The sequence below is a fragment of the Enterobacter cloacae subsp. cloacae ATCC 13047 genome (genome assembly GCF_000025565.1).
GTDB classification, from domain to species: domain Bacteria; phylum Pseudomonadota; class Gammaproteobacteria; order Enterobacterales; family Enterobacteriaceae; genus Enterobacter; species Enterobacter cloacae.
Genome location: NC_014121.1, coordinates 1,863,731 through 1,881,706, shown reverse-complemented (window position 1 = coordinate 1,881,706; position 17,976 = coordinate 1,863,731). Strand labels below are relative to the sequence as shown.

The following is a 17,976-nucleotide window of genomic DNA, read 5'->3' as shown; positions in this document are numbered from 1 at the left end:
CCTTTGTTGCCGGGTGGCGCTGCGCTTACCCGGCCAACATTCCGCAACGATAATCACGCCGACATACACTCCGCTAACGTCTGCGCCAGTGCCGACGGGTTTTCCCACGACATGGAGTGCCCCGCAGCAGGGATGATTTTGACCTCAACGCCCTTCTGATTCAGGCGCTCCACATCGTCATCCGGCAAAGAGAGCTCGCCGAAAATCAACGTCACCGGGCAAGGCAGCGACAGAAATTGCGTTTGCCAGTCTGGCTCAACGCCCGCCACCAGGCTCGATGCGCCGCGCCAGACAGCATAAGGTGCATTACTTTGGAGGCACCCGGCCCACGCCGTTTTTTCTGCACAGAGCATGGCCTGATATCCCTGTTCCAGAAACTGCTGTTCCGTTTGTGCGGCAATCGAGCGGCTGAACATCCCACCCCCGGCATGAAAATTGGGTTCCGACACCATCAGCCCTTTAACACGCGATGCCAGCAGCCCCGCCGCTTCAATGGCGATGCTGCCGCCCATGCTGTGACCGTACAGCCAGAAGGCATCGAGCTTGAGATGATCCATCAGTTCAGCCACAACGCGGGCCTGATCGGTAGTTTTGTAGCTGTAGTGCTCAGGCTTATCGCTGTAACCGCTGCCGGGTAAATCGATGAGAATCGTTCTGCCCCCGCCAAACTGAGGGTCACGAACGACGCGGGGATATTCATAGGACGAGGCGCAGCCCAATCCGTGGATGAATACGACGGGATCGCCGGTGCCGGGCAAATCATGCCAGCGCACGGTGCAACCCGCATGTTGCGAGTAAAAACTGTTCATAAGCACTCTTTTTACGATACACTGTTTATTTATACAGTTATCGTGACGGGAATGCCATGTTCATCGTTTAAAAATGGAAGCGTGCTTCAGAAAAGCGAGACCAGCAGCGCAACGGGGAAGCTCATCGGCCAGGTCGACCCTACCAGAAACGCGCTGAGCAGGCGGATGCGTTTACGATCTTTAGACAGGAACCAGGTGATTAATGCGCAGATAGAAGCCATGATTGCGTAAAAAACCAACATCTTTTGATACAACGTCATTCTGTATTCCAGAGCCGAAAAAATAACCGCACGCAATATGCGTCATATGTTGATACAGATCAAGTTTTTTCGTTACACAATAACCACTTAAATATTAAGGCTAATAACAAATGAGTATATTGCGTTACAACTATGCCCTGACAAGGATCCGTCTTCGAAAACCATGCATGACAAGATCAAGATTGCAGTTGACTCTTTAATCGCTCTGGCTTCGATGCCCGTGGTTATCTTCAGGTAACAAAAAACCCCGCTTGAGCGAGGTTTGGCATCTTTTCAATGGTGAATTAAAAAGGAAGCATTGCGCGGATTTCAGTGTGCCAATTATGAAAGGCAGGTAGGTCATCTAATAACCAGAAGCCTAAACCAAGTACTGCAGCACTCATCATCATTTGAGCAATAACGTTAAACCAGTATTCAATAGGTTTAGTGTCTTTGTGGATATATTCCTTTCGCATCGTTCCCTTGAAGGTTTTAGTGTAGACACCTCGTCGCAAAAAGATAATCGACTGAACAAGCATAAAGGGGCAGGTCAGAAAAATTGCACATACCGTGAACCAATATTGAAATCCCATTACCTGTCATTCCAGTTGCCGTTTGGGGCCATTATTACACATATTTATCCAATTCCAGTCAGGATGGCATAATCATCAACCAGGCAGCTCTGCTGAGCACTAATTTTAACCCCAATGGCCAAAAAGTAAGCAACTGCAATATATTTTCAATATATTACAGCCGCTTAACTGCATATTAGTGTTTTATCATCACATGCCGGACAACGGTATAATCCTCAAGCCCATATACCGACATATCTCTCCCATAACCGGATAACTTCATGCCGCCGTGTGGCATTTCGCTTACCAGCATAAAATGGGTATTCACCCAGGTGCAGCCGTATTGCAGACGCGCACTCAGCCGGTGAGCTCGCCCCACATCCCGGGTCCAGACGGACGAGGCCAGGCCATATTGTGAATCGTTAGCCCAGGCCAGCACCTGGTCTTCGTCGTCAAATTCAGTGACGCTCACCACCGGGCCAAAGACTTCACGTTGCACAATGGCATCTTCCTGTTTTGCCCCGGCCAGCAGGGTTGGCTGGAAGTAGTAACCCGCCCCCTCTTTTTTACTGCCGCCCGTCACCACGCGGATATGGCTGAGCGCTTTGGCCTCGTCCACAGCCTGACAGACGCGCGACAGATGCGCTTGCGAGCTCAGTGGCCCCAGTTCGGTAGAGGCCTCTTCCGGCGCCCCCATCTTCAGGCTGGCCACCGCTGCGCCCAGTTTTTCCACCAGCGCAGCATAAATGCCCTTCTGGGCATAAATCCGGCAGGCCGCAGTGCAGTCCTGCCCGGCATTGTAGAAACCAAACGTCCGCACGCCCTCGACGACCGCATCCAGATCGGCGTCATCAAAGACGATAACCGGCGCCTTGCCGCCCAGCTCCATGTGGGTACGTTTTATGGATGAGGCGGTATGGCCAATGATGTGCTCCCCGGTAGCAATTGAGCCGGTGAGTGACACCATGCGCACTTTCTCATGCCCGGTCAGCGGATCGCCTACCGTTTTTCCGCGCCCGAACAGCACGTTCAGCACGCCAGCCGGGAAAATATCCTTCGCCAGTTCGGCCAGTTTTAAGGCGGTCAGCGGCGTAATCTCAGAAGGCTTGATGACCACGCAGTTCCCGGCGGCCAGTGCCGGTGCCAGCTTCCACGCCGCCATCATCAGCGGGTAGTTCCAGGGGGCGATGGAGGCGACAACCCCGACCGGATCGCGGCGGATCATCGAAGTATGCCCGTCCAGATACTCACCCGCCGCCAGTCCGTTCAGGCAGCGGGCCGCGCCAGCAAAGAACCGAAACACATCGACCACCGCGGGGATCTCATCGCCCAGCGCGCAGTGCAGCGGCTTACCGCAGTTCAGGGATTCGAGTCTGGCAAACTCGTCGGCATGCGCTTCAATAACGTCAGCCAGTTTCAGCAGGCATTCGGCACGCGTTTTGGGCGTGGTTTGCCCCCACTGTGCGAACGCCCGATCGGCTGCCTGCACGGCCGCGTCGACCTGCGCGGCTGACGCTTCAGCAATCTCCAGCAGAACCTCTCCGGTGGCAGGGTTATAGACCGGCTGTTTTTCCCCCTCGCCGCTCACCAGTTCACCATTAATCAGCAGTCGTTTTTGCATAGCATTGTCCCGTTGAAATCAATGTTATTTCCCGCTCCCGGCGCTGTTCTCGCCGTCGCGGGTTAGCCACCAGGCTCCCAGAATGGGGAAGGTTGTCACCAGCATCGCCAGCAGTGCGACCACGTTGGTGACCGGCACGTCACGCGGACGTCCGAGCTGGTTAAGCAACCACAGCGGTAACGTGCGCTCGTGTCCCGCGGTAAAGGTTGTAACGATAATTTCGTCAAACGACAGAGCAAACGCCAGCATGCCCCCGGCCAGCAGCGCCGACCCAAGATTGGGCAGGACCACGTAACGGAAGGTTTGCCAGCCATCGGCCCCTAAATCCATCGACGCTTCAACCAGGCTCCAGGAGGTGCGTCGGAACCGGGCAATCACATTGTTAAACACCACCACCACGCAGAACGTGGCGTGCCCGACAACGATGGTAAAAAAACCAGGCTCCAGATTGATGGTTTTGAAAGCGGTCAGCAGCGCCAGACCGGTGATGATGCCCGGCAGCGCTATCGGTAACAGCAGCAACAGCGAAATGGCGTTTTTGCCAAAAAACGCGCTACGCCACAGCGCCGCTGCAGCAAGCGTGCCAAGTACCAGGGCAATAGCCGTCGATAACGTCGCAATTTTAAGTGACAACGTCACGGAATCGATGATGTCGCCACGCCCCGCCGCCACACTAAACCACTTCAACGTCAGCCCCTGCGGCGGGAAGCTGAAGGCCGCGTCCTCAGTATTAAAAGCGTAGATGGCAATAATCAGCAGGGGGAAATGGAGGAAGATCACCCCGCCCCAGGCGGCCACTTTCAGGAACAACGGTGCGCGTTCAGAGTGCATCGAATGCCCCCAGACGTTTCACGAACGCCAGATAAAGCGAGATAAGCACAATCGGCACCAGGGTGAAGGCGGCAGCCATGGGCATATTGCCGATGGCCCCCTGCTGGGCATAGACCATATTGCCAATGAAATAGCCCGGCGGCCCTACCAGTTGTGGCACGATAAAATCACCGAGCGTCAGAGAGAAGGTAAATATCGAGCCCGCCGCGATACCCGGGATCGCCAGCGGCAGAACAACATAACGAAAGGTCTGACGCGGACGCGCGCCGAGATCGGCAGAGGCCTGCAACAACGAGGCAGGCAGCCGTTCCAGCGCCGCCTGCACGGGCAGGATCATAAACGGCAGCCAGATGTAGACAAAGACCAGAAACCGCCCCAGCCCGGAGGTCGATAACGTGTTCCCGCCAATCGCCGGGAGCGTCAGAACAGAGACCAGAATCGGCTCCAGCCCCAGATGGCTGAGAAACCACTGCGCCACGCCATCTTTCGCCAGCAGTAGCGTCCACGCGTACGCTTTGACGATATAGCTCGCCCACATCGGTAGCATAACGGCAATATAGAAGAACGCTTTCCATTTGCCGCTGGTGTAACGCGCCATGTACCAGGCCATCGGGAAGGCCAGAATGGCGCTGGCGAGGGTGACCGCAATCGCCATCACCAGCGTACGGATAATAATGTCGTAGTTTGCCGGGTTAAAAAGTGCCTGAATGTTCGCCAGCGTCAGGTCCGGCGTAACCGACATGGTGAAGTCATCAAAGGTATAAAAGCCCTGCCACAGCAGCGTAAGGAGCGATCCCAGATAGACGATGCCAAACCACATTAGCGGTGCCAGCAGAAGCAGGAATATCCCCAGCGACGGTTTGCGCCAGAAGTGCGCGGTCATGCGGCTTAGGGTACCGCGCGGTGCGGGAGGATGTAAGACGCTCATCGCCATTTCACCCTTCCTCATGCAGGCGGATCATGGCGTCGCGCGACCATGACGCCAGCACCGCCTGCCCCGGCTCAACGCCGGTGTGCAGTGTGTCCGCGCTGAGATTGGCCTGGCTCACCAGCAGTTTTGCCCCCCCGGCAAGTTTCAGCTCCAGGCGCGTTGCCGCACCCTGATACTGGACAGCCTGCACCACGCCTTCAACCTGTACCTCACCGCTCTCATTGAGTCGGATATGTTCCGGTCGAAGCGAATAAGCGCCCTGCATGCCGCACACTTTCTGCGCCAGTGCCGCATCGAAAACGTTCGAGGTGCCGACAAAGCTGGCCACGAACGGCGTACGTGGCCGCATGTATAGCTCACGCGGGGTATCCACCTGCTCAATGCGTCCGTTGTTGAAAACGGCGACCCGGTCGGACATTGACAGGGCTTCCCCCTGATCGTGGGTCACAAAAATAAAGGTGATCCCGAGTGCCTGTTGAAGTTTTTTCAGCTCGACCTGCATCTGTTCACGCAGTTTCAGATCGAGCGCGCCCAGCGGTTCATCCAGCAACAGCACGCGGGGTTCATTGACCAGCGCACGCGCAATGGCAACGCGCTGACGCTGGCCGCCAGAAAGCTGCGACGGCTTGCGTGCAATGGCAAAGCTCAGCCCGACCTTTTCCAGCGCCTCCTGCGCCAGTGCATGGCGTTTTTCTTGTCGATGCCTTTGACCATCAGCCCGTAAGCGACGTTATCGAGAATCGACATATGCGGAAACAGCGCGTAGTCCTGGAACACCGTATTGACGTCTCGCTCCCACGGAGGAAGCTCACTCGCTTCTTTACCGAAGATTGTGATTGTCCCGCCGGAGAGTTGTTCAAAACCGGCGATCAGCCGCAGGCAGGTGGTTTTGCCGGAGCCCGACGGCCCCAGCATGGAGAAAAACTCCCCGTCACGAATGGCAATGCTCACCCCATCCACCGCCCGTACGTCGCCGTACAGACGGGAAACGTCATTAAACTCTACCGCGTACGTCATGTTCTGCTCCCGGATGATTAACGGCCACCCATGATGGCGATGTAATCCTGCGTCCAGCGGCTGTAAGGCACATATTTGCCGCCTTCGGCGATCGGGGTTTTCCAGAACTTGATTTTGTCAAAGGCGTCGTAACCGTTGGTTTCACAGCCTTTCTCACCCAGCAGCGTACTGGCCTTACACCCTTGCGCCACCACCGGCAGAGAGCCAAACCACGCCGCCAGATCGCCCTGCACTTTTGGCGTCAGCGACCAGTTCATCCATTTGTAAGCACACATCGGGTGTTTTGCCTGCGCGTGAAGCATAGTGGTGTCTGCCCAGCCCGTGACGCCCTCTTTCGGGAAGACGGTCGCGATCGGCTGGTTTTCGGCTTTCAGGGCATTCGCCTGGTATGGCCAGGCGCTGGACGCCACCACGCCTTCATTCTTAAAGTCACTCATCTGTACGGTGGTGTCATGCCAGTAGCGGTGGATCAGGGCGTGCTGATCGCGTAGCACTTTCAGAACCGCAGCGTACTGTTCTTCCGTCAGCTGGTAGGGGTCGTTAATACCCAACTGGGGTTGAGTGGCCTTCACAAACAGCGCCGCATCGGCAATGTAAATCGGACCATCATAGGCCTGCACGCGTCCCTGGTTGGTTTTACCGTCCGGTAAGTCCTGTTTTACAAACACTACGCTCCAGCTGTCCGGCGGTGTCGGGAAGGTTTTGGTGTTGTACATCAGCAGGTTTGGCCCCCACTGATACGGCGTGCCGTAGACGCTGCCGCCCACGTTAAACCATTCACCTTTAACGAGGCGCGGGTCGAGGGTTTTCCAGTTGGGGATGAGTTCCGGGTTAATCGGCTGAACGCGTTTGCCCATAATCAGACGGAGCGACGCATCTCCGGACGCGGTGACCAGGTCATACCCGCCTTTCGCCATCAGGCTCACCATCTCGTCCGACGTGGCGGCGGTTTTGACGTTTACCGCACAGCCGGTCTCTTTTTCAAACTGGGTTACCCAGTCATAGTTTTTATCCGTTTGTCCCCGCTCGATGTAACCCGGCCAGGCAATAATATCCAGCCGACCCTCTCCGTCGCTAATCGCTTTCGGTGGCTCGGCGGCTTGCGCGGTCATTATGGCCATACCAAGCGCACACAGGCTGCTGCGGGCAAATTTTTTGCTCATAAACATTACTCCAGTCGCAATGAAAATTTAGCGGCAGCCGTGCCGTAAAAATATCTCCCTCATTAAACGTAGACCGCGCAAATGCCCCGCACCGTGCGGCTTAAGGAAATTTCATCAAGGTGTGACCGAGGGCGCATTCCCCGTTAACTGGATTATAGACAAGGGGTTAGGCGTGAGAGGTGGTATGCAGATTTCGTATGATGCGACGCGGCAAAATGGTCGCCGCGGCGGCAAAAAGATAAGCAATGATTATTTAGCGAGAGACCGGAATCGTTATTTCAACATGCTGCTGATTAATTTCCCTAACTGAATAACGGCTTGCTCTTCCCGCTCTCCCCATTCCCAGGAGGTATTAAAACGGAAAAAAGGTGTCCAGACATCTGAGGTAGAAAACATCTTGCCTGGGGCAATACTGATGTGATGGCGTAAAGCCTGTTCGCTTAACAGCCCTGCATCCAGCTGTGCCGGAAGCTCCAGCCACAAAAAGTAGCCGCTATCGTTATGATGGATTTTGACGCCCGGCGGCATATGGCGCAAAAGTGACTGCCACGCCTGCTGTTTACGCTCGGCCAGCGTACGTCGCAGACGGCGAAGATGGGCGTCGTAGCGTTTGGTCGCCAGGTAATCCACCAGCGCCAGCTGCATCGGGGAGCTGGTAGAGAGCGTGCTCATCAGCTGAAGCTGCTGAATGCGCCGCGCATGTTTACCCGCCGCTACCCAGCCGATGCGAAAACCGGCCACCAGACATTTCGAAAACGAGGAGCAGTGCAGCGTCATGTCCTGACGATCCCATGCTTTCGCCGGGAGCGGCTTTTCACGGCCAAAATAGAGTTCGCTGTAGACATCATCTTCAATCAGCGTGACGTTGTGCCTCGTCAGCAGCGCCACAAGCTGCGCTTTTTTCTCCGGGCTGAGCGTAAAGCCAAGCGGATTTTGACTGTTGGTCATTATCCAGCAGGCCTTGACCGGGTAGTCATTCAGCGCCTGTTCAAGCGCATTGAGATCGATTCCCTCGCGCACGTCCGTCGCAATCGACAGGGCCTTCAACTTCAGACGTTCCAGCGCCTGCAGCGCGCCGTAGAAACAGGGGTTTTCGACAATCACCCAGTCCCCCGGCTCGGTCACCGCCTGGAGACTCAAGTTCAGCGCTTCGAGCGCGCCTGCGGTGATCACGATCTCCTCCGGTGAGATGTTCATCCCCTGCTGTGCATAGCGGCGGGCAATGGCGTGGCGCAAATCGACATTACCCGGCGGCAGGTTTTCAATCACGCTCATCGCCGTCGCGGTTTTGCTGACGTTCGCCAGCGAGCGGTTGAGTTGCTGAAGCGGGAAAAGACGCGGGTCGGGAAAGGCGGAAGCGAAAGGAACAACCGACGGGTCGCGGCTGGCCTGCAGAACGTCGAAGATATAGGTGTTGATGTCCACCGCTTCGTCGCGCATGACCTGTGCAGGTGGCGCTGGCTGTTGTGTGGTCGGGCGCGAGGCAACGTAATAGCCCGACTGCGGTCTGGCGACAATGCGCCCCTGACTTTCCAGCATCTGATACGCGTGGCCCACGGTCATAAAACTCATGCCGCTGCTCGCCACCTGCTCTCGCAGAGAAGGCAGCTTATCGCCCGGCAACCATACGCCAAGCTCAATCTGCGAGATAATTTGTTGCGCCAGACGCTGGTATTTTTTCATCAGATTCTCCTTATTGCGGACAGTGTATATCAGCAGGAGAAAAAGAGAAGATTTTGCTAACTGTTATGGTTTATGAAATGAATTACTTACGGTACTCGGTCACATGATTGTGTGCGAGAAGCTCCGCGGCCAGATGGTCGAGCGTAATCATTGGCGATTTGCAAAAGATGCATTTTGCGCCGAAGGGATTTTTCTCAGACACATCAAAGGCTGAAGTACGGTACTGCGAGCCATGACAGCATGGGCAGCGAAAATGGATATAAGAAGTCATAGGATTCTCCTGTAAACGTAAAAACGTAAATTACTCATGAGCCGATCAGGCGATAATGGTTTGAAACAAAACTAATCGGAATGTAGATAAAGACCCAAGAGAGGCTGCGGAGAGGCACAACGTGATGAGAACTGCTTTATAAAACTACGTCAGATATTTATTTGGACTCAAAACCAGAAGACCATTAACGCACGGTGCCGACGACAAAGCAAGCGGTTTAATGCATAAAATTCATTAAAAAAATATTTTTATGCCCTATAAGTAAGTATATCAGATGGCAAAAGCGGGAGCTTTTTGCCAACTGTTATGGTTAAATTTCGCGTTTCTGCGTCTGATAGTCCGATCTGCGCCTCTGTACCATAACAGCACACCGTTTGACATTGAGGCTGTGCATGTTTGGTTTAGATGCTTTTCACCTTGCACGGATACAGTTTGCCTTTACCGTATCCTTCCACATTATTTTCCCGGCAATCACTATCGGCCTGGCAAGCTATCTTGCTGTGCTTGAAGGGCTGTGGCTGAAAACAAAAAATCCGGTCTGGCGATCGCTGTACCACTTCTGGTCCAGGATTTTTGCCGTTAACTTTGGCATGGGCGTGGTCTCCGGGCTGGTGATGGCGTATCAGTTTGGCACTAACTGGAGTGGATTTTCGCAGTTTGCGGGCAGCATTACCGGCCCACTTCTGACCTATGAAGTGCTAACCGCCTTTTTCCTTGAGGCCGGATTCCTCGGCGTGATGCTGTTCGGCTGGAATAAAGTCGGGCCTGGGCTGCACTTCTTCGCCACCTGTATGGTGGCGCTGGGGACAATTATCTCCACCTTCTGGATCCTCTCCTCCAATAGCTGGATGCAGACCCCACAGGGCTATGAGATCGTCAACGGGCAGGTCGTCCCGGTAGACTGGTTTGCCGTGGTCTTTAACCCCTCCTTCCCTTATCGTCTGCTGCATATGTCGATAGCCGCCTTCCTCAGTAGCGCCCTGTTTGTTGGCGCATCGGCGGCATGGCATCTGCTGCGCGGAAACAATACGCCTGCCATCCGCGCTATGTTTTCTATGGCGCTGTGGATGACCCTGATTGTGGCCCCCATCCAGGCAATGGTCGGTGATATGCATGGGCTGAATACCTTAAAGCATCAGCCTGCCAAAATCGCCGCCATTGAGGGGCACTGGGAAAACCCACCGGGGGAACCTACCCCGCTACTGCTGTTTGGCTGGCCAGATATGGAACTGGAGCGCACCCGCTTTGGCCTTAAGATCCCCGCTCTTGGCAGCCTTATCCTGACGCACAGTCTGGATAAACAGGTTCCGGCGCTCAAGGAGTTCCCGAAGGAAGATCGTCCAAATTCCACCATTGTCTTCTGGTCTTTCCGCATTATGGCGGGCTTAGGCATGCTGATGCTGCTGCTCGGCGTGGTGGCGCTCTGGTTGCGTTATAAAAAGCGCGTTTACACCTCGCGCCCCTTCCTGTGGTTTGCCCTGCTGATGGGGCCTTCAGGGTTGATCGCCATACTGGCCGGATGGGTGACCACCGAAGTAGGACGCCAGCCGTGGATCGTCTATGGGCTTCAACGTACCCGGGATGCGGTATCCGCTCATGGCGATCTGCATATGAGCGTCAGTTTGCTGGCTTTCTTCGTCGTTTACACCTCGGTCTTCGGCGTCGGTTACAGCTATATGGTGCGCCTGATTAAAAAAGGGCCGCAGCCTCACGAATCGTTCGCCACCGAGGCCGATGGACGTCCGGCACGCCCGCTTTCCGCAGTTACCACTGGCAATAAGGAGCAGCCATAATGGGTATCGATCTTTCCATTATCTGGTTTGTCATCATCGTCTTCGCGACGCTGATGTATATCGTGATGGACGGTTTTGATCTGGGGATCGGCATTCTGTTCCCGATGACGCAAAACCCGGACGATCGCGATGTGATGGTCAACAGCGTCGCCCCGGTCTGGGACGGGAATGAAACCTGGCTGGTGCTGGGTGGCGCTGCCCTCTTCGGTGCCTTTCCGCTGGCCTACGCGGTGATTATCGATGCCCTTACCATTCCGCTGACATTAATGCTGATCGGTCTTATTTTTCGTGGCGTGGCGTTTGAGTTTCGTTTTAAAGCAACGCCAGCGCACCGTCCGTTCTGGGATAAAGCCTTTATTGGCGGTTCACTTCTGGCGACGTTTACCCAGGGCATCACGGTGGGTGCCGTCATAAACGGGTTTGCCGTCACCGGGCGTGCCTATACCGGCGGTCCCTTTGACTGGTTTACCGCGTTTAACCTGTTCTGTGGCGCGGGTCTGGTGGTGGCCTATGCGCTGCTGGGCGCCACCTGGCTGGTGATGAAAAGTGAAAATGCCCTGCAACAGCGGATGCGCGAAGTTTCTAAAACGCTCTTAATTGTGCTGCTGGCCGTTATCGCGGCGATCAGTCTCTGGACCCCGCTGGCGCACCCGGCCATCGCCGCGCGCTGGTTTACGCTGCCGAACCTGTTTTACCTGTTGCCGGTTCCGGCTCTGGTCGTCCTGCTGAGTCTGTATCTGTGGCGCTGCCTGAATAATCGGCAAAGCCATAACCGGCCATTTATCCTGACGCTGGGGCTTATTTTTCTCGGCTTTAGCGGGCTTGGGATCAGCATCTGGCCGCATATTATTCCACCGTCGATCACCCTCTGGCAGGCGGCCGCGCCGACACAAAGTCAGGGCTTTATGCTGGTAGGTGCGTTATTGATCATTCCCGTGATTCTGGTCTACACCTTCTGGAGTTATTACGTATTTCGCGGAAAAGTACATCATGGGGAGGGTTATCACTGATGCAACAGCCTGTCTGGAAACGATTGCTGTGGCTGGCCATTATCTGGGGCGGCAGCGTACTGGCGCTGGCAGCTGTCAGTATGTTCTTCCGCATGCTGATGACGGCCGCCGGGTTTAAATCTCACTGATCTTGTCCCGGGCAACCGCTGCGTTGCCCGGTCTTCTTCCCGCACTTTCAGATAAACCCCATTAACGCACGCCAGCGTATCGTTACACTGGTAAATGATTCACAGTATTTATAGTTCGAGAAGAAAAATGAAAAAACTCATTGCGTTAAGTGTTATCAGTCTTGTCCTCTCCGGCTGCGTTAATCCGGGTAAAGCGTCTGTTCAGCCGGAGCAGCTTAAGAACCACCGCTTTGTGCTGGAAAATGTGGACGGGAAAGCCGTGAAGGCCACGACAACGCAACCTGAGATCAGTTTTAGCGCGTTGCCCGATATCAGCCTGGTTAATAACATCAGCATTTCCGGCGTGATGTGTAACCGCTTCAACGGACAGGGAAAATTGTCCGAAGGGGAACTTAAGGTTAAAGGGCTGGCGATGACGCGCAAACTCTGTACCGAACCACAATTGAACGAGCTGGATCAGGCCATCGGCGACATGCTGCGCAAAGGAGCGCAGGTCGACCTGACTGAAGACCAGTTAACGCTGGCGACAGCCGACAAAACGCTGATGTTTAAACGCGCTGAATAATCAGTAGCTACCGCAGGATCCAACGGCAAGCGACTGTTCACTGCAGCGTTTGCCGTTTGGCAAGGCGCACATCCCGATCGCAGAGCCATCGAGCTGGCGGGCAACCGACAGTGAGCCACCAATCATCGCGCAGTTGGCTTGTCCAGAACTGGACATCGCGGCTTTCATTCCCGGCGTTACGTGTGCCGCCGTGGCCTGCTGAACAGGTTCGTTACTACAGGCCGACAGCAATAACGCGGCACACCCTACCCAAAACGCTGAACGCATGCTCTCTCTCCCCCATGAATAATGCGAAACCTATGCATAATAGGCATCACATCCCGTGCCGTCGAGAGCAGAAGTGCGTATTTATGCGCTGCTGAAACAATTTCTCGCAATTTTTTTGGATATTGTTGAACCTGAAGCTGTTGGCAGTATATTACTGCTTTGCTCTTTGGGATTGCGTTAACAGGCTGGTTCATAAGGATAATAATCAATGCCAATTTACAATAAGTCGTTTTGCATAGCCGTACTCGCGCTGTGTTCTTTTCATGCCCGGGCTGAGCAGTGCTCACCCGAAAGCGTAAACAAAAATAAAACCAATAATTTCATTCTACTGCAACAGCAAATTAATGGAGCAATACCTAAAACGATTGAGACCAGGATTGAGAGTCCGGACGGTTACATCCGTACAACAATAAATGCGAGTTATAACCGCTGTGGCGAACTTCTTGGCGGCAGTATGCTGGAGGTAAAAACAGCAACCTATCCTCAATCTGTTCTTGTGATTACCAGTGCGATAAAACTCAGTAAAGCGGACTACGGCTGGCGCATCCTTGTCGATGGCAAAGGCATCGGAACGGACAAGCGCAACCAAAAATCGACACTGTTATTCCGTCATAATGTTGAAGGTATGTATTTGCTAAACAAAAAAGGGATTATCAGTAAAGCAGTTAACCGCGGCATCATTACTGCCACAACGCCGGGGGAGAAAGATCGAACCAGCATGGGCACCATTCTGTATACCCTCAATACAACAGGGGCTCTTACCCGTTCAGAAAACAAAAGTAACCTGGCGATTGAGAATTACCGCACGGAGTACGAGTACGACACGCATCATCGCCTGACAAAAAGGTACACACCTAACGTCGTGGATGAGTATGTTTACGATGATGCAGGTCGCCAGCTGACCTGGACGAACACCGAGACCTATTACACTATCGAAAAAACGGTGAATACCTGTAAGGAATGGGACACTAACGGGGAATGTATCCAGGCGGATATCGACATCACTATCTCCTCACCAGATAACGACAAAGGCAAGGCTTTTGAGTACAAACATAAAGCAGCCATGACAGCGACTTATGAATACTGGAACTGAATTATTTAAGATTTAGAAGGGTTTTTCGCCAAAAGTTTGATCTACTCATTGATGGTGAGAATACCGAGGACACAAATGCGAAAATCGCAAAATCCGGCCTTTGCTAAAATAAGGGAATAATATTCAGGGTCTGACCAGATTTACGGACCCCTCTTTTTTTGCGCAATGTAAGGGTGTCGTCCTATGCAAACTATTGACGGTAATGGTGCAGTCGCGTCAGTCGCGTTTCGCACCAGCGAAGTTATCGCCATCTACCCGATTACGCCAAGCTCTACAATGGCCGAACAGGCAGATGCCTGGGCAGGAAACGGGTTAAAAAATGTCTGGGGCGATGTCCCGAGAGTCGTCGAAATGCAGTCCGAAGCGGGTGCGATTGCCGCGGTGCATGGTGCGCTACAGACGGGGGCGCTCTCCACATCGTTCACCTCCTCGCAGGGATTGCTGCTGATGATCCCGACGCTGTACAAACTGGCCGGTCAACTTACCCCGTTTGTCCTGCACGTCGCGGCACGAACCGTTGCTACCCACGCGCTCTCCATTTTTGGCGATCACTCCGACGTGATGGCCGTGCGTCAGACCGGCTGCGCCATGCTGTGCGCCAGCAGCGTCCAGGAGGCCCAGGATTTCGCGTTAATTTCCCATATCGCGACGCTGAAAAGCCGCGTGCCGTTTATTCACTTCTTTGATGGTTTCCGCACCTCCCACGAAATCAACAAAATCGTGCCGCTGGCAGATGCCACCCTTCTCTCGCTTCTGCCGCAGGCGGACATTGATGCCCATCGCGCCCGCGCACTCAACCCGGAACATCCGGTGATCCGCGGGACATCGGCCAACCCGGATACTTACTTCCAGTCCCGCGAGGCGACGAACCCGTGGTACAACGCGGTGTACAACCATGTGGAACAGGCGATGAACGATTTCGCTGCCGCCACCGGACGGGAATATAAACCGTTTGAATATTATGGCCATCCACAGGCGGAACGCGTGATTGTGCTGATGGGTTCAGCCATTGGCACCTGTGAAGAAGTCGTGGATGAACTGCTGACGCGCGGCGAGAAAGTTGGGGTGTTGAAAGTTCGCCTCTTCCGCCCGTTCTCAGCGAAACATCTGCTCTCTGCGCTGCCGGAGAGCGCACGAAGCGTGGCCGTGCTCGATCGTACCAAAGAGCCTGGCGCACACGCAGAACCGCTGTATCTGGACGTCATGACCGCACTGGCGGAAGCCTTCAGTAACGGCGAGCGCGAAACGCTGCCGCGTGTCATTGGCGGACGTTATGGTTTGTCATCCAAAGAGTTCGGTCCGGATTGCGTGCTGGCGGTGTTTAATGAGCTGAATGAAACGAAGCCGAAGCCTCGCTTTACGGTCGGTATTTATGACGATGTCACTCATCTCTCACTGGCCTTGCCGGAAAACACCCTGCCCTCCGGCGCGAAACTTGAGGCGCTGTTCTACGGTCTGGGCAGCGACGGCAGCGTTTCGGCAACCAAGAATAACATCAAGATCATCGGTAATTCCACACCGTGGTATGCACAGGGTTATTTCGTCTATGACTCCAAGAAAGCCGGCGGGCTGACCGTGTCCCATCTGCGCGTCAGCGAACACCCTATCCGCTCGGCGTATCTCATTTCGCAGGCTGATTTTGTCGGCTGTCACCAGCTGCAGTTTATCGATAAATACCAGATGGCCGAACGTCTCAAACCTGGCGGTATTTTCCTGCTCAACACGCCGTACAGTGCGGATGAGGTCTGGGCGCGTCTGCCGCAGGAAGTGCAGGCGGTGCTTAATCAGAAAAAAGCGCGTCTTTTTGTCATCAACGCAGCGAAGATCGCCCGCGAATGTGGTCTTGCCGCGCGCATCAACACCGTCATGCAGATGGCGTTCTTCCACCTGACAAACATTCTGCCGGGTGACAGCGCCTTAATGGAACTGCAGGGCGCGATCGCCAAAAGTTACAGCAGTAAAGGCCAGGAATTGGTTGAACGCAACTGGCAGGCACTGGCGCTGGCGCGCGAGTCGCTGTCTGGAGTACCGCTCCAGCCGGTGAATGCCAGCAGCCCGAACCGTCCTCCGGTGGTTTCTGATGCGGCTCCAGATTTTGTTAAAACCGTAACGGCGGCCATGCTGGCGGGGCTGGGCGATGCCCTTCCCGTCTCCGCCCTGCCGCCGGATGGCACCTGGCCGATGGGCACCACCCGCTGGGAAAAACGCAACATCGCCGAAGAGATCCCAATCTGGAAGGAAGAGCTGTGTACCCAGTGCAATCACTGTGTGGCAGCGTGCCCGCACTCTGCCATCCGGGCCAAAGTCGTTTCTCCGGACGCGATGGAATCGGCCCCATCCAGCCTGCATTCGCTGGATGTAAAATCCCGGGATATGCGCGGACAGAAATACGTTCTGCAGGTTGCACCAGAAGATTGCACCGGCTGTAACCTCTGCGTCGAGGTCTGCCCGGCCAAAGACCGACAGAACCCGGATATCAAAGCCATCAATATGATGTCGCGGCTGGAACACGTGGAAGAAGAGAAAGTGAATTATGACTTCTTCCTGAACCTGCCGGAAATCGATCGGAGCAAGCTGGAACGTATTGATATCCGTACCTCACAGCTGATCACGCCGCTGTTTGAATACTCTGGTGCCTGCTCCGGCTGCGGGGAAACACCGTACATCAAACTGCTGACGCAACTCTACGGTGACCGGATGCTGATCGCCAACGCGACCGGCTGTTCGTCTATTTATGGCGGTAACCTGCCGTCCACCCCATACACCACCGACGCCAACGGCCGCGGCCCGGCATGGGCGAACTCGCTGTTTGAGGATAACGCCGAATTTGGTCTTGGCTTCCGCTTAACGGTGGATCAGCACCGCGCACGCGTGATGCGCCTGCTGGATCAGTTTGCCGATAACATCCCTGCCGACCTGCACGCTGCGCTGCACGCTGAAGCCACCCCTGAGGTTCGTCGCGAACAGGTTACGGCGCTTCGTAATGCCCTTCAGGGCGTTGACGGCGCAGAACAACTGGTGACCGACGCTGACGCCCTGGTTGAAAAATCGATCTGGCTGATTGGCGGCGATGGCTGGGCATATGATATTGGCTTTGGCGGGCTGGATCATGTGTTGAGCCTGACCGAGAACGTGAACATCCTGGTGCTGGATACCCAGTGTTATTCCAATACTGGCGGACAGGCGTCAAAAGCCACGCCGTTAGGAGCGGTAACAAAATTTGGCGAACACGGGAAACGCAAGGCGCGTAAAGATCTCGGCGTCAGCATGATGATGTATGGCCACGTGTACGTTGCGCAAATCTCGCTCGGCGCGCAGCTTAACCAGACGGTGAAAGCGATTCAGGAGGCGGAAGCGTATCCGGGCCCATCGCTTATCATCGCCTACAGCCCTTGCGAAGAGCATGGTTACGATCTGGCGCTCAGCCACGACCAGATGCGTCAGCTGACCGCCACGGGCTTCTGGCCGCTGTACCGCTTTGATCCTCGCCGGGCAGAGGAAGGCAAGCTGCCGCTGGCGCTCGATTCACGTCCTCCGTCAGATGCCCTGGCTGAGACACTGCTGCAGGAGCAACGCTTCCGTCGCCTCAATGCGCAACAGCCAGAGGTGGCTGAGCAGTTGTGGAAAGATGCCGCCGCCGATCTGCAAAAACGGTACAACTTCCTGGCGCAAATGGCCGGGAAAGCGGAAAAATCCACCAGCGAATAATCCCATGCCCGGCTTGTCCGGGCATTTTTATGCCATAAAAAAAGCCCGGTGTATTCACACCGGGCCAGACCAAATAATCCCTGAGCATCACGTTAAATGAATAAATGATATTCATGGGAATTATGGATAATAATCTTAAAGGCATATAACGGGGCAGACATTACCTGATTTACCGCATGATTAATAATTTTAATTTATTATGTTTTTCACTAAAACATTCATCAAACAAATTAACATTTCCGCAGAACAATTCCCTTTAGATTTTACTCACTTCG

The 17,976-nt window shown here is 54.6% G+C and carries 16 protein-coding genes and 1 pseudogene; 6 read left to right on the top strand and 11 right to left on the bottom strand.

Annotated features, from left to right (window positions below):
- Window positions 1-53 precede the first annotated feature (53 nt).
- The 10 genes and pseudogenes from ECL_RS09140 to ymcF form a co-directional block, all read right to left on the bottom strand.
- Window positions 54-809 carry an alpha/beta fold hydrolase gene (locus ECL_RS09140; protein ID WP_013096479.1) on the bottom strand — a complete coding sequence of 252 codons (756 nt, stop codon included), beginning with the start codon at window positions 807-809 and terminating at the stop codon, window positions 54-56.
- An 86-nt stretch (window positions 810-895) separates the two neighbouring features.
- A complete protein-coding gene (locus tag ECL_RS09135) occupies window positions 896-1,069 on the bottom strand; it encodes a GhoT/OrtT family toxin (protein ID WP_013096478.1) in 174 nt (57 codons plus the stop codon).
- Window positions 1,070-1,353: 284 nt separating this feature from the next.
- Window positions 1,354-1,641 (bottom strand): hypothetical protein, encoded by a 288-nt coding sequence (locus tag ECL_RS09130; RefSeq protein ID WP_020689178.1) that lies wholly within the window; start codon window positions 1,639-1,641, stop codon window positions 1,354-1,356.
- 175 nt (window positions 1,642-1,816) lie between these two features.
- The gene (gene patD / locus ECL_RS09125; RefSeq protein WP_013096477.1) at window positions 1,817-3,241 is read right to left on the bottom strand and encodes an aminobutyraldehyde dehydrogenase; all 1,425 of its coding nucleotides are present in this window, start codon (window positions 3,239-3,241) and stop codon (window positions 1,817-1,819) included.
- A 24-nt stretch (window positions 3,242-3,265) separates the two neighbouring features.
- Complete coding sequence (locus tag ECL_RS09120; RefSeq protein WP_013096476.1) at window positions 3,266-4,072, bottom strand: ABC transporter permease; 807 nt, start codon at window positions 4,070-4,072, stop codon at window positions 3,266-3,268.
- Complete coding sequence (locus ECL_RS09115) at window positions 4,062-5,006, bottom strand: ABC transporter permease (protein WP_013096475.1); 945 nt, start codon at window positions 5,004-5,006, stop codon at window positions 4,062-4,064. Before ECL_RS09115 ends, ECL_RS09120 begins: the two co-directional genes overlap by 11 nt.
- A 1-nt stretch (window position 5,007) precedes the next feature.
- Window positions 5,008-6,020: pseudogene (locus tag ECL_RS09110) on the bottom strand (ABC transporter ATP-binding protein).
- Window positions 6,021-6,037: 17 nt separating this feature from the next.
- Window positions 6,038-7,183 carry a putative ABC transporter substrate-binding protein YdcS gene (ydcS, locus tag ECL_RS09105; protein WP_044158447.1) on the bottom strand — a complete coding sequence of 382 codons (1,146 nt, stop codon included), beginning with the start codon at window positions 7,181-7,183 and terminating at the stop codon, window positions 6,038-6,040.
- A 273-nt stretch (window positions 7,184-7,456) separates the two neighbouring features.
- Window positions 7,457-8,866, bottom strand: a complete 1,410-nt coding sequence (locus ECL_RS09100; RefSeq protein ID WP_013096471.1) for an aminotransferase-like domain-containing protein — start codon at window positions 8,864-8,866, stop codon at window positions 7,457-7,459.
- An 82-nt stretch (window positions 8,867-8,948) separates the two neighbouring features.
- A complete protein-coding gene (gene ymcF / locus ECL_RS09095; RefSeq protein ID WP_013096470.1) occupies window positions 8,949-9,137 on the bottom strand; it encodes a cold shock small protein YmcF in 189 nt (62 codons plus the stop codon).
- Window positions 9,138-9,529: 392 nt separating this feature from the next.
- Here ymcF and ECL_RS09090 point away from each other — a divergent pair, with 392 nt between their 5' ends.
- The 4 genes from ECL_RS09090 (at window position 9,530) to hslJ (ending at window position 12,633) form a co-directional block, all read left to right on the top strand.
- Window positions 9,530-10,930: a cytochrome ubiquinol oxidase subunit I gene (locus ECL_RS09090; protein WP_013096469.1), complete on the top strand. Its 1,401-nt coding sequence runs from the start codon at window positions 9,530-9,532 to the stop codon at window positions 10,928-10,930.
- Entirely contained in the window at window positions 10,930-11,940 is a 1,011-nt protein-coding gene (gene cydB / locus ECL_RS09085) for a cytochrome d ubiquinol oxidase subunit II (protein ID WP_013096468.1), read from the top strand. The genes ECL_RS09090 and cydB overlap by 1 nt, the downstream gene beginning before the upstream one ends.
- On the top strand, window positions 11,940-12,068 hold the full coding sequence (locus ECL_RS09080) for a DUF2474 domain-containing protein (RefSeq protein WP_013096467.1): 129 nt from the start codon (window positions 11,940-11,942) through the stop codon (window positions 12,066-12,068). Before cydB ends, ECL_RS09080 begins: the two co-directional genes overlap by 1 nt.
- A 127-nt stretch (window positions 12,069-12,195) precedes the next feature.
- The gene (gene hslJ, locus ECL_RS09075; protein WP_013096466.1) at window positions 12,196-12,633 is read left to right on the top strand and encodes a heat shock protein HslJ; all 438 of its coding nucleotides are present in this window, start codon (window positions 12,196-12,198) and stop codon (window positions 12,631-12,633) included.
- On the opposite strand, the gene ECL_RS09070 is transcribed toward hslJ, so the two are convergent.
- Entirely contained in the window at window positions 12,634-12,900 is a 267-nt protein-coding gene (locus tag ECL_RS09070) for a putative hemolysin (RefSeq protein WP_013096465.1), read from the bottom strand.
- A 208-nt stretch (window positions 12,901-13,108) separates the two neighbouring features.
- Here ECL_RS09070 and ECL_RS09065 point away from each other — a divergent pair, with 208 nt between their 5' ends.
- Both ECL_RS09065 and nifJ read left to right on the top strand, forming a co-directional pair.
- Window positions 13,109-13,993, top strand: coding sequence for a hypothetical protein (locus tag ECL_RS09065; RefSeq protein WP_013096464.1), 885 nt, complete (start codon window positions 13,109-13,111; stop codon window positions 13,991-13,993).
- 183 nt (window positions 13,994-14,176) lie between these two features.
- Window positions 14,177-17,701, top strand: coding sequence for a pyruvate:ferredoxin (flavodoxin) oxidoreductase (gene nifJ / locus ECL_RS09060; protein ID WP_013096463.1), 3,525 nt, complete (start codon window positions 14,177-14,179; stop codon window positions 17,699-17,701).
- The last annotated feature ends 275 nt before the right edge of the window (window positions 17,702-17,976 follow it).

What these genes read in the sequence shown, in the direction of transcription:
- ECL_RS09140 (WP_013096479.1), bottom strand. Translation starts at nt 809, where the DNA reads ATGAACAGTTTTTACTCGCAACATGCGGGTTGCACCGTGCGCTGGCAT.
- ECL_RS09135 (WP_013096478.1), bottom strand. Translation starts at nt 1,069, where the DNA reads ATGACGTTGTATCAAAAGATGTTGGTTTTTTACGCAATCATGGCTTCT.
- ECL_RS09130 (WP_020689178.1), bottom strand. Translation starts at nt 1,641, where the DNA reads ATGGGATTTCAATATTGGTTCACGGTATGTGCAATTTTTCTGACCTGC.
- patD (WP_013096477.1), bottom strand. Translation starts at nt 3,241, where the DNA reads ATGCAAAAACGACTGCTGATTAATGGTGAACTGGTGAGCGGCGAGGGG.
- ECL_RS09120 (WP_013096476.1), bottom strand. Translation starts at nt 4,072, where the DNA reads ATGCACTCTGAACGCGCACCGTTGTTCCTGAAAGTGGCCGCCTGGGGC.
- ECL_RS09115 (WP_013096475.1), bottom strand. Translation starts at nt 5,006, where the DNA reads ATGGCGATGAGCGTCTTACATCCTCCCGCACCGCGCGGTACCCTAAGC.
- ydcS (WP_044158447.1), bottom strand. Translation starts at nt 7,183, where the DNA reads ATGAGCAAAAAATTTGCCCGCAGCAGCCTGTGTGCGCTTGGTATGGCC.
- ECL_RS09100 (WP_013096471.1), bottom strand. Translation starts at nt 8,866, where the DNA reads ATGAAAAAATACCAGCGTCTGGCGCAACAAATTATCTCGCAGATTGAG.
- ymcF (WP_013096470.1), bottom strand. Translation starts at nt 9,137, where the DNA reads ATGACTTCTTATATCCATTTTCGCTGCCCATGCTGTCATGGCTCGCAG.
- ECL_RS09090 (WP_013096469.1), top strand. Translation starts at nt 9,530, where the DNA reads ATGTTTGGTTTAGATGCTTTTCACCTTGCACGGATACAGTTTGCCTTT.
- cydB (WP_013096468.1), top strand. Translation starts at nt 10,930, where the DNA reads ATGGGTATCGATCTTTCCATTATCTGGTTTGTCATCATCGTCTTCGCG.
- ECL_RS09080 (WP_013096467.1), top strand. Translation starts at nt 11,940, where the DNA reads ATGCAACAGCCTGTCTGGAAACGATTGCTGTGGCTGGCCATTATCTGG.
- hslJ (WP_013096466.1), top strand. Translation starts at nt 12,196, where the DNA reads ATGAAAAAACTCATTGCGTTAAGTGTTATCAGTCTTGTCCTCTCCGGC.
- ECL_RS09070 (WP_013096465.1), bottom strand. Translation starts at nt 12,900, where the DNA reads ATGCGTTCAGCGTTTTGGGTAGGGTGTGCCGCGTTATTGCTGTCGGCC.
- ECL_RS09065 (WP_013096464.1), top strand. Translation starts at nt 13,109, where the DNA reads ATGCCAATTTACAATAAGTCGTTTTGCATAGCCGTACTCGCGCTGTGT.
- nifJ (WP_013096463.1), top strand. Translation starts at nt 14,177, where the DNA reads ATGCAAACTATTGACGGTAATGGTGCAGTCGCGTCAGTCGCGTTTCGC.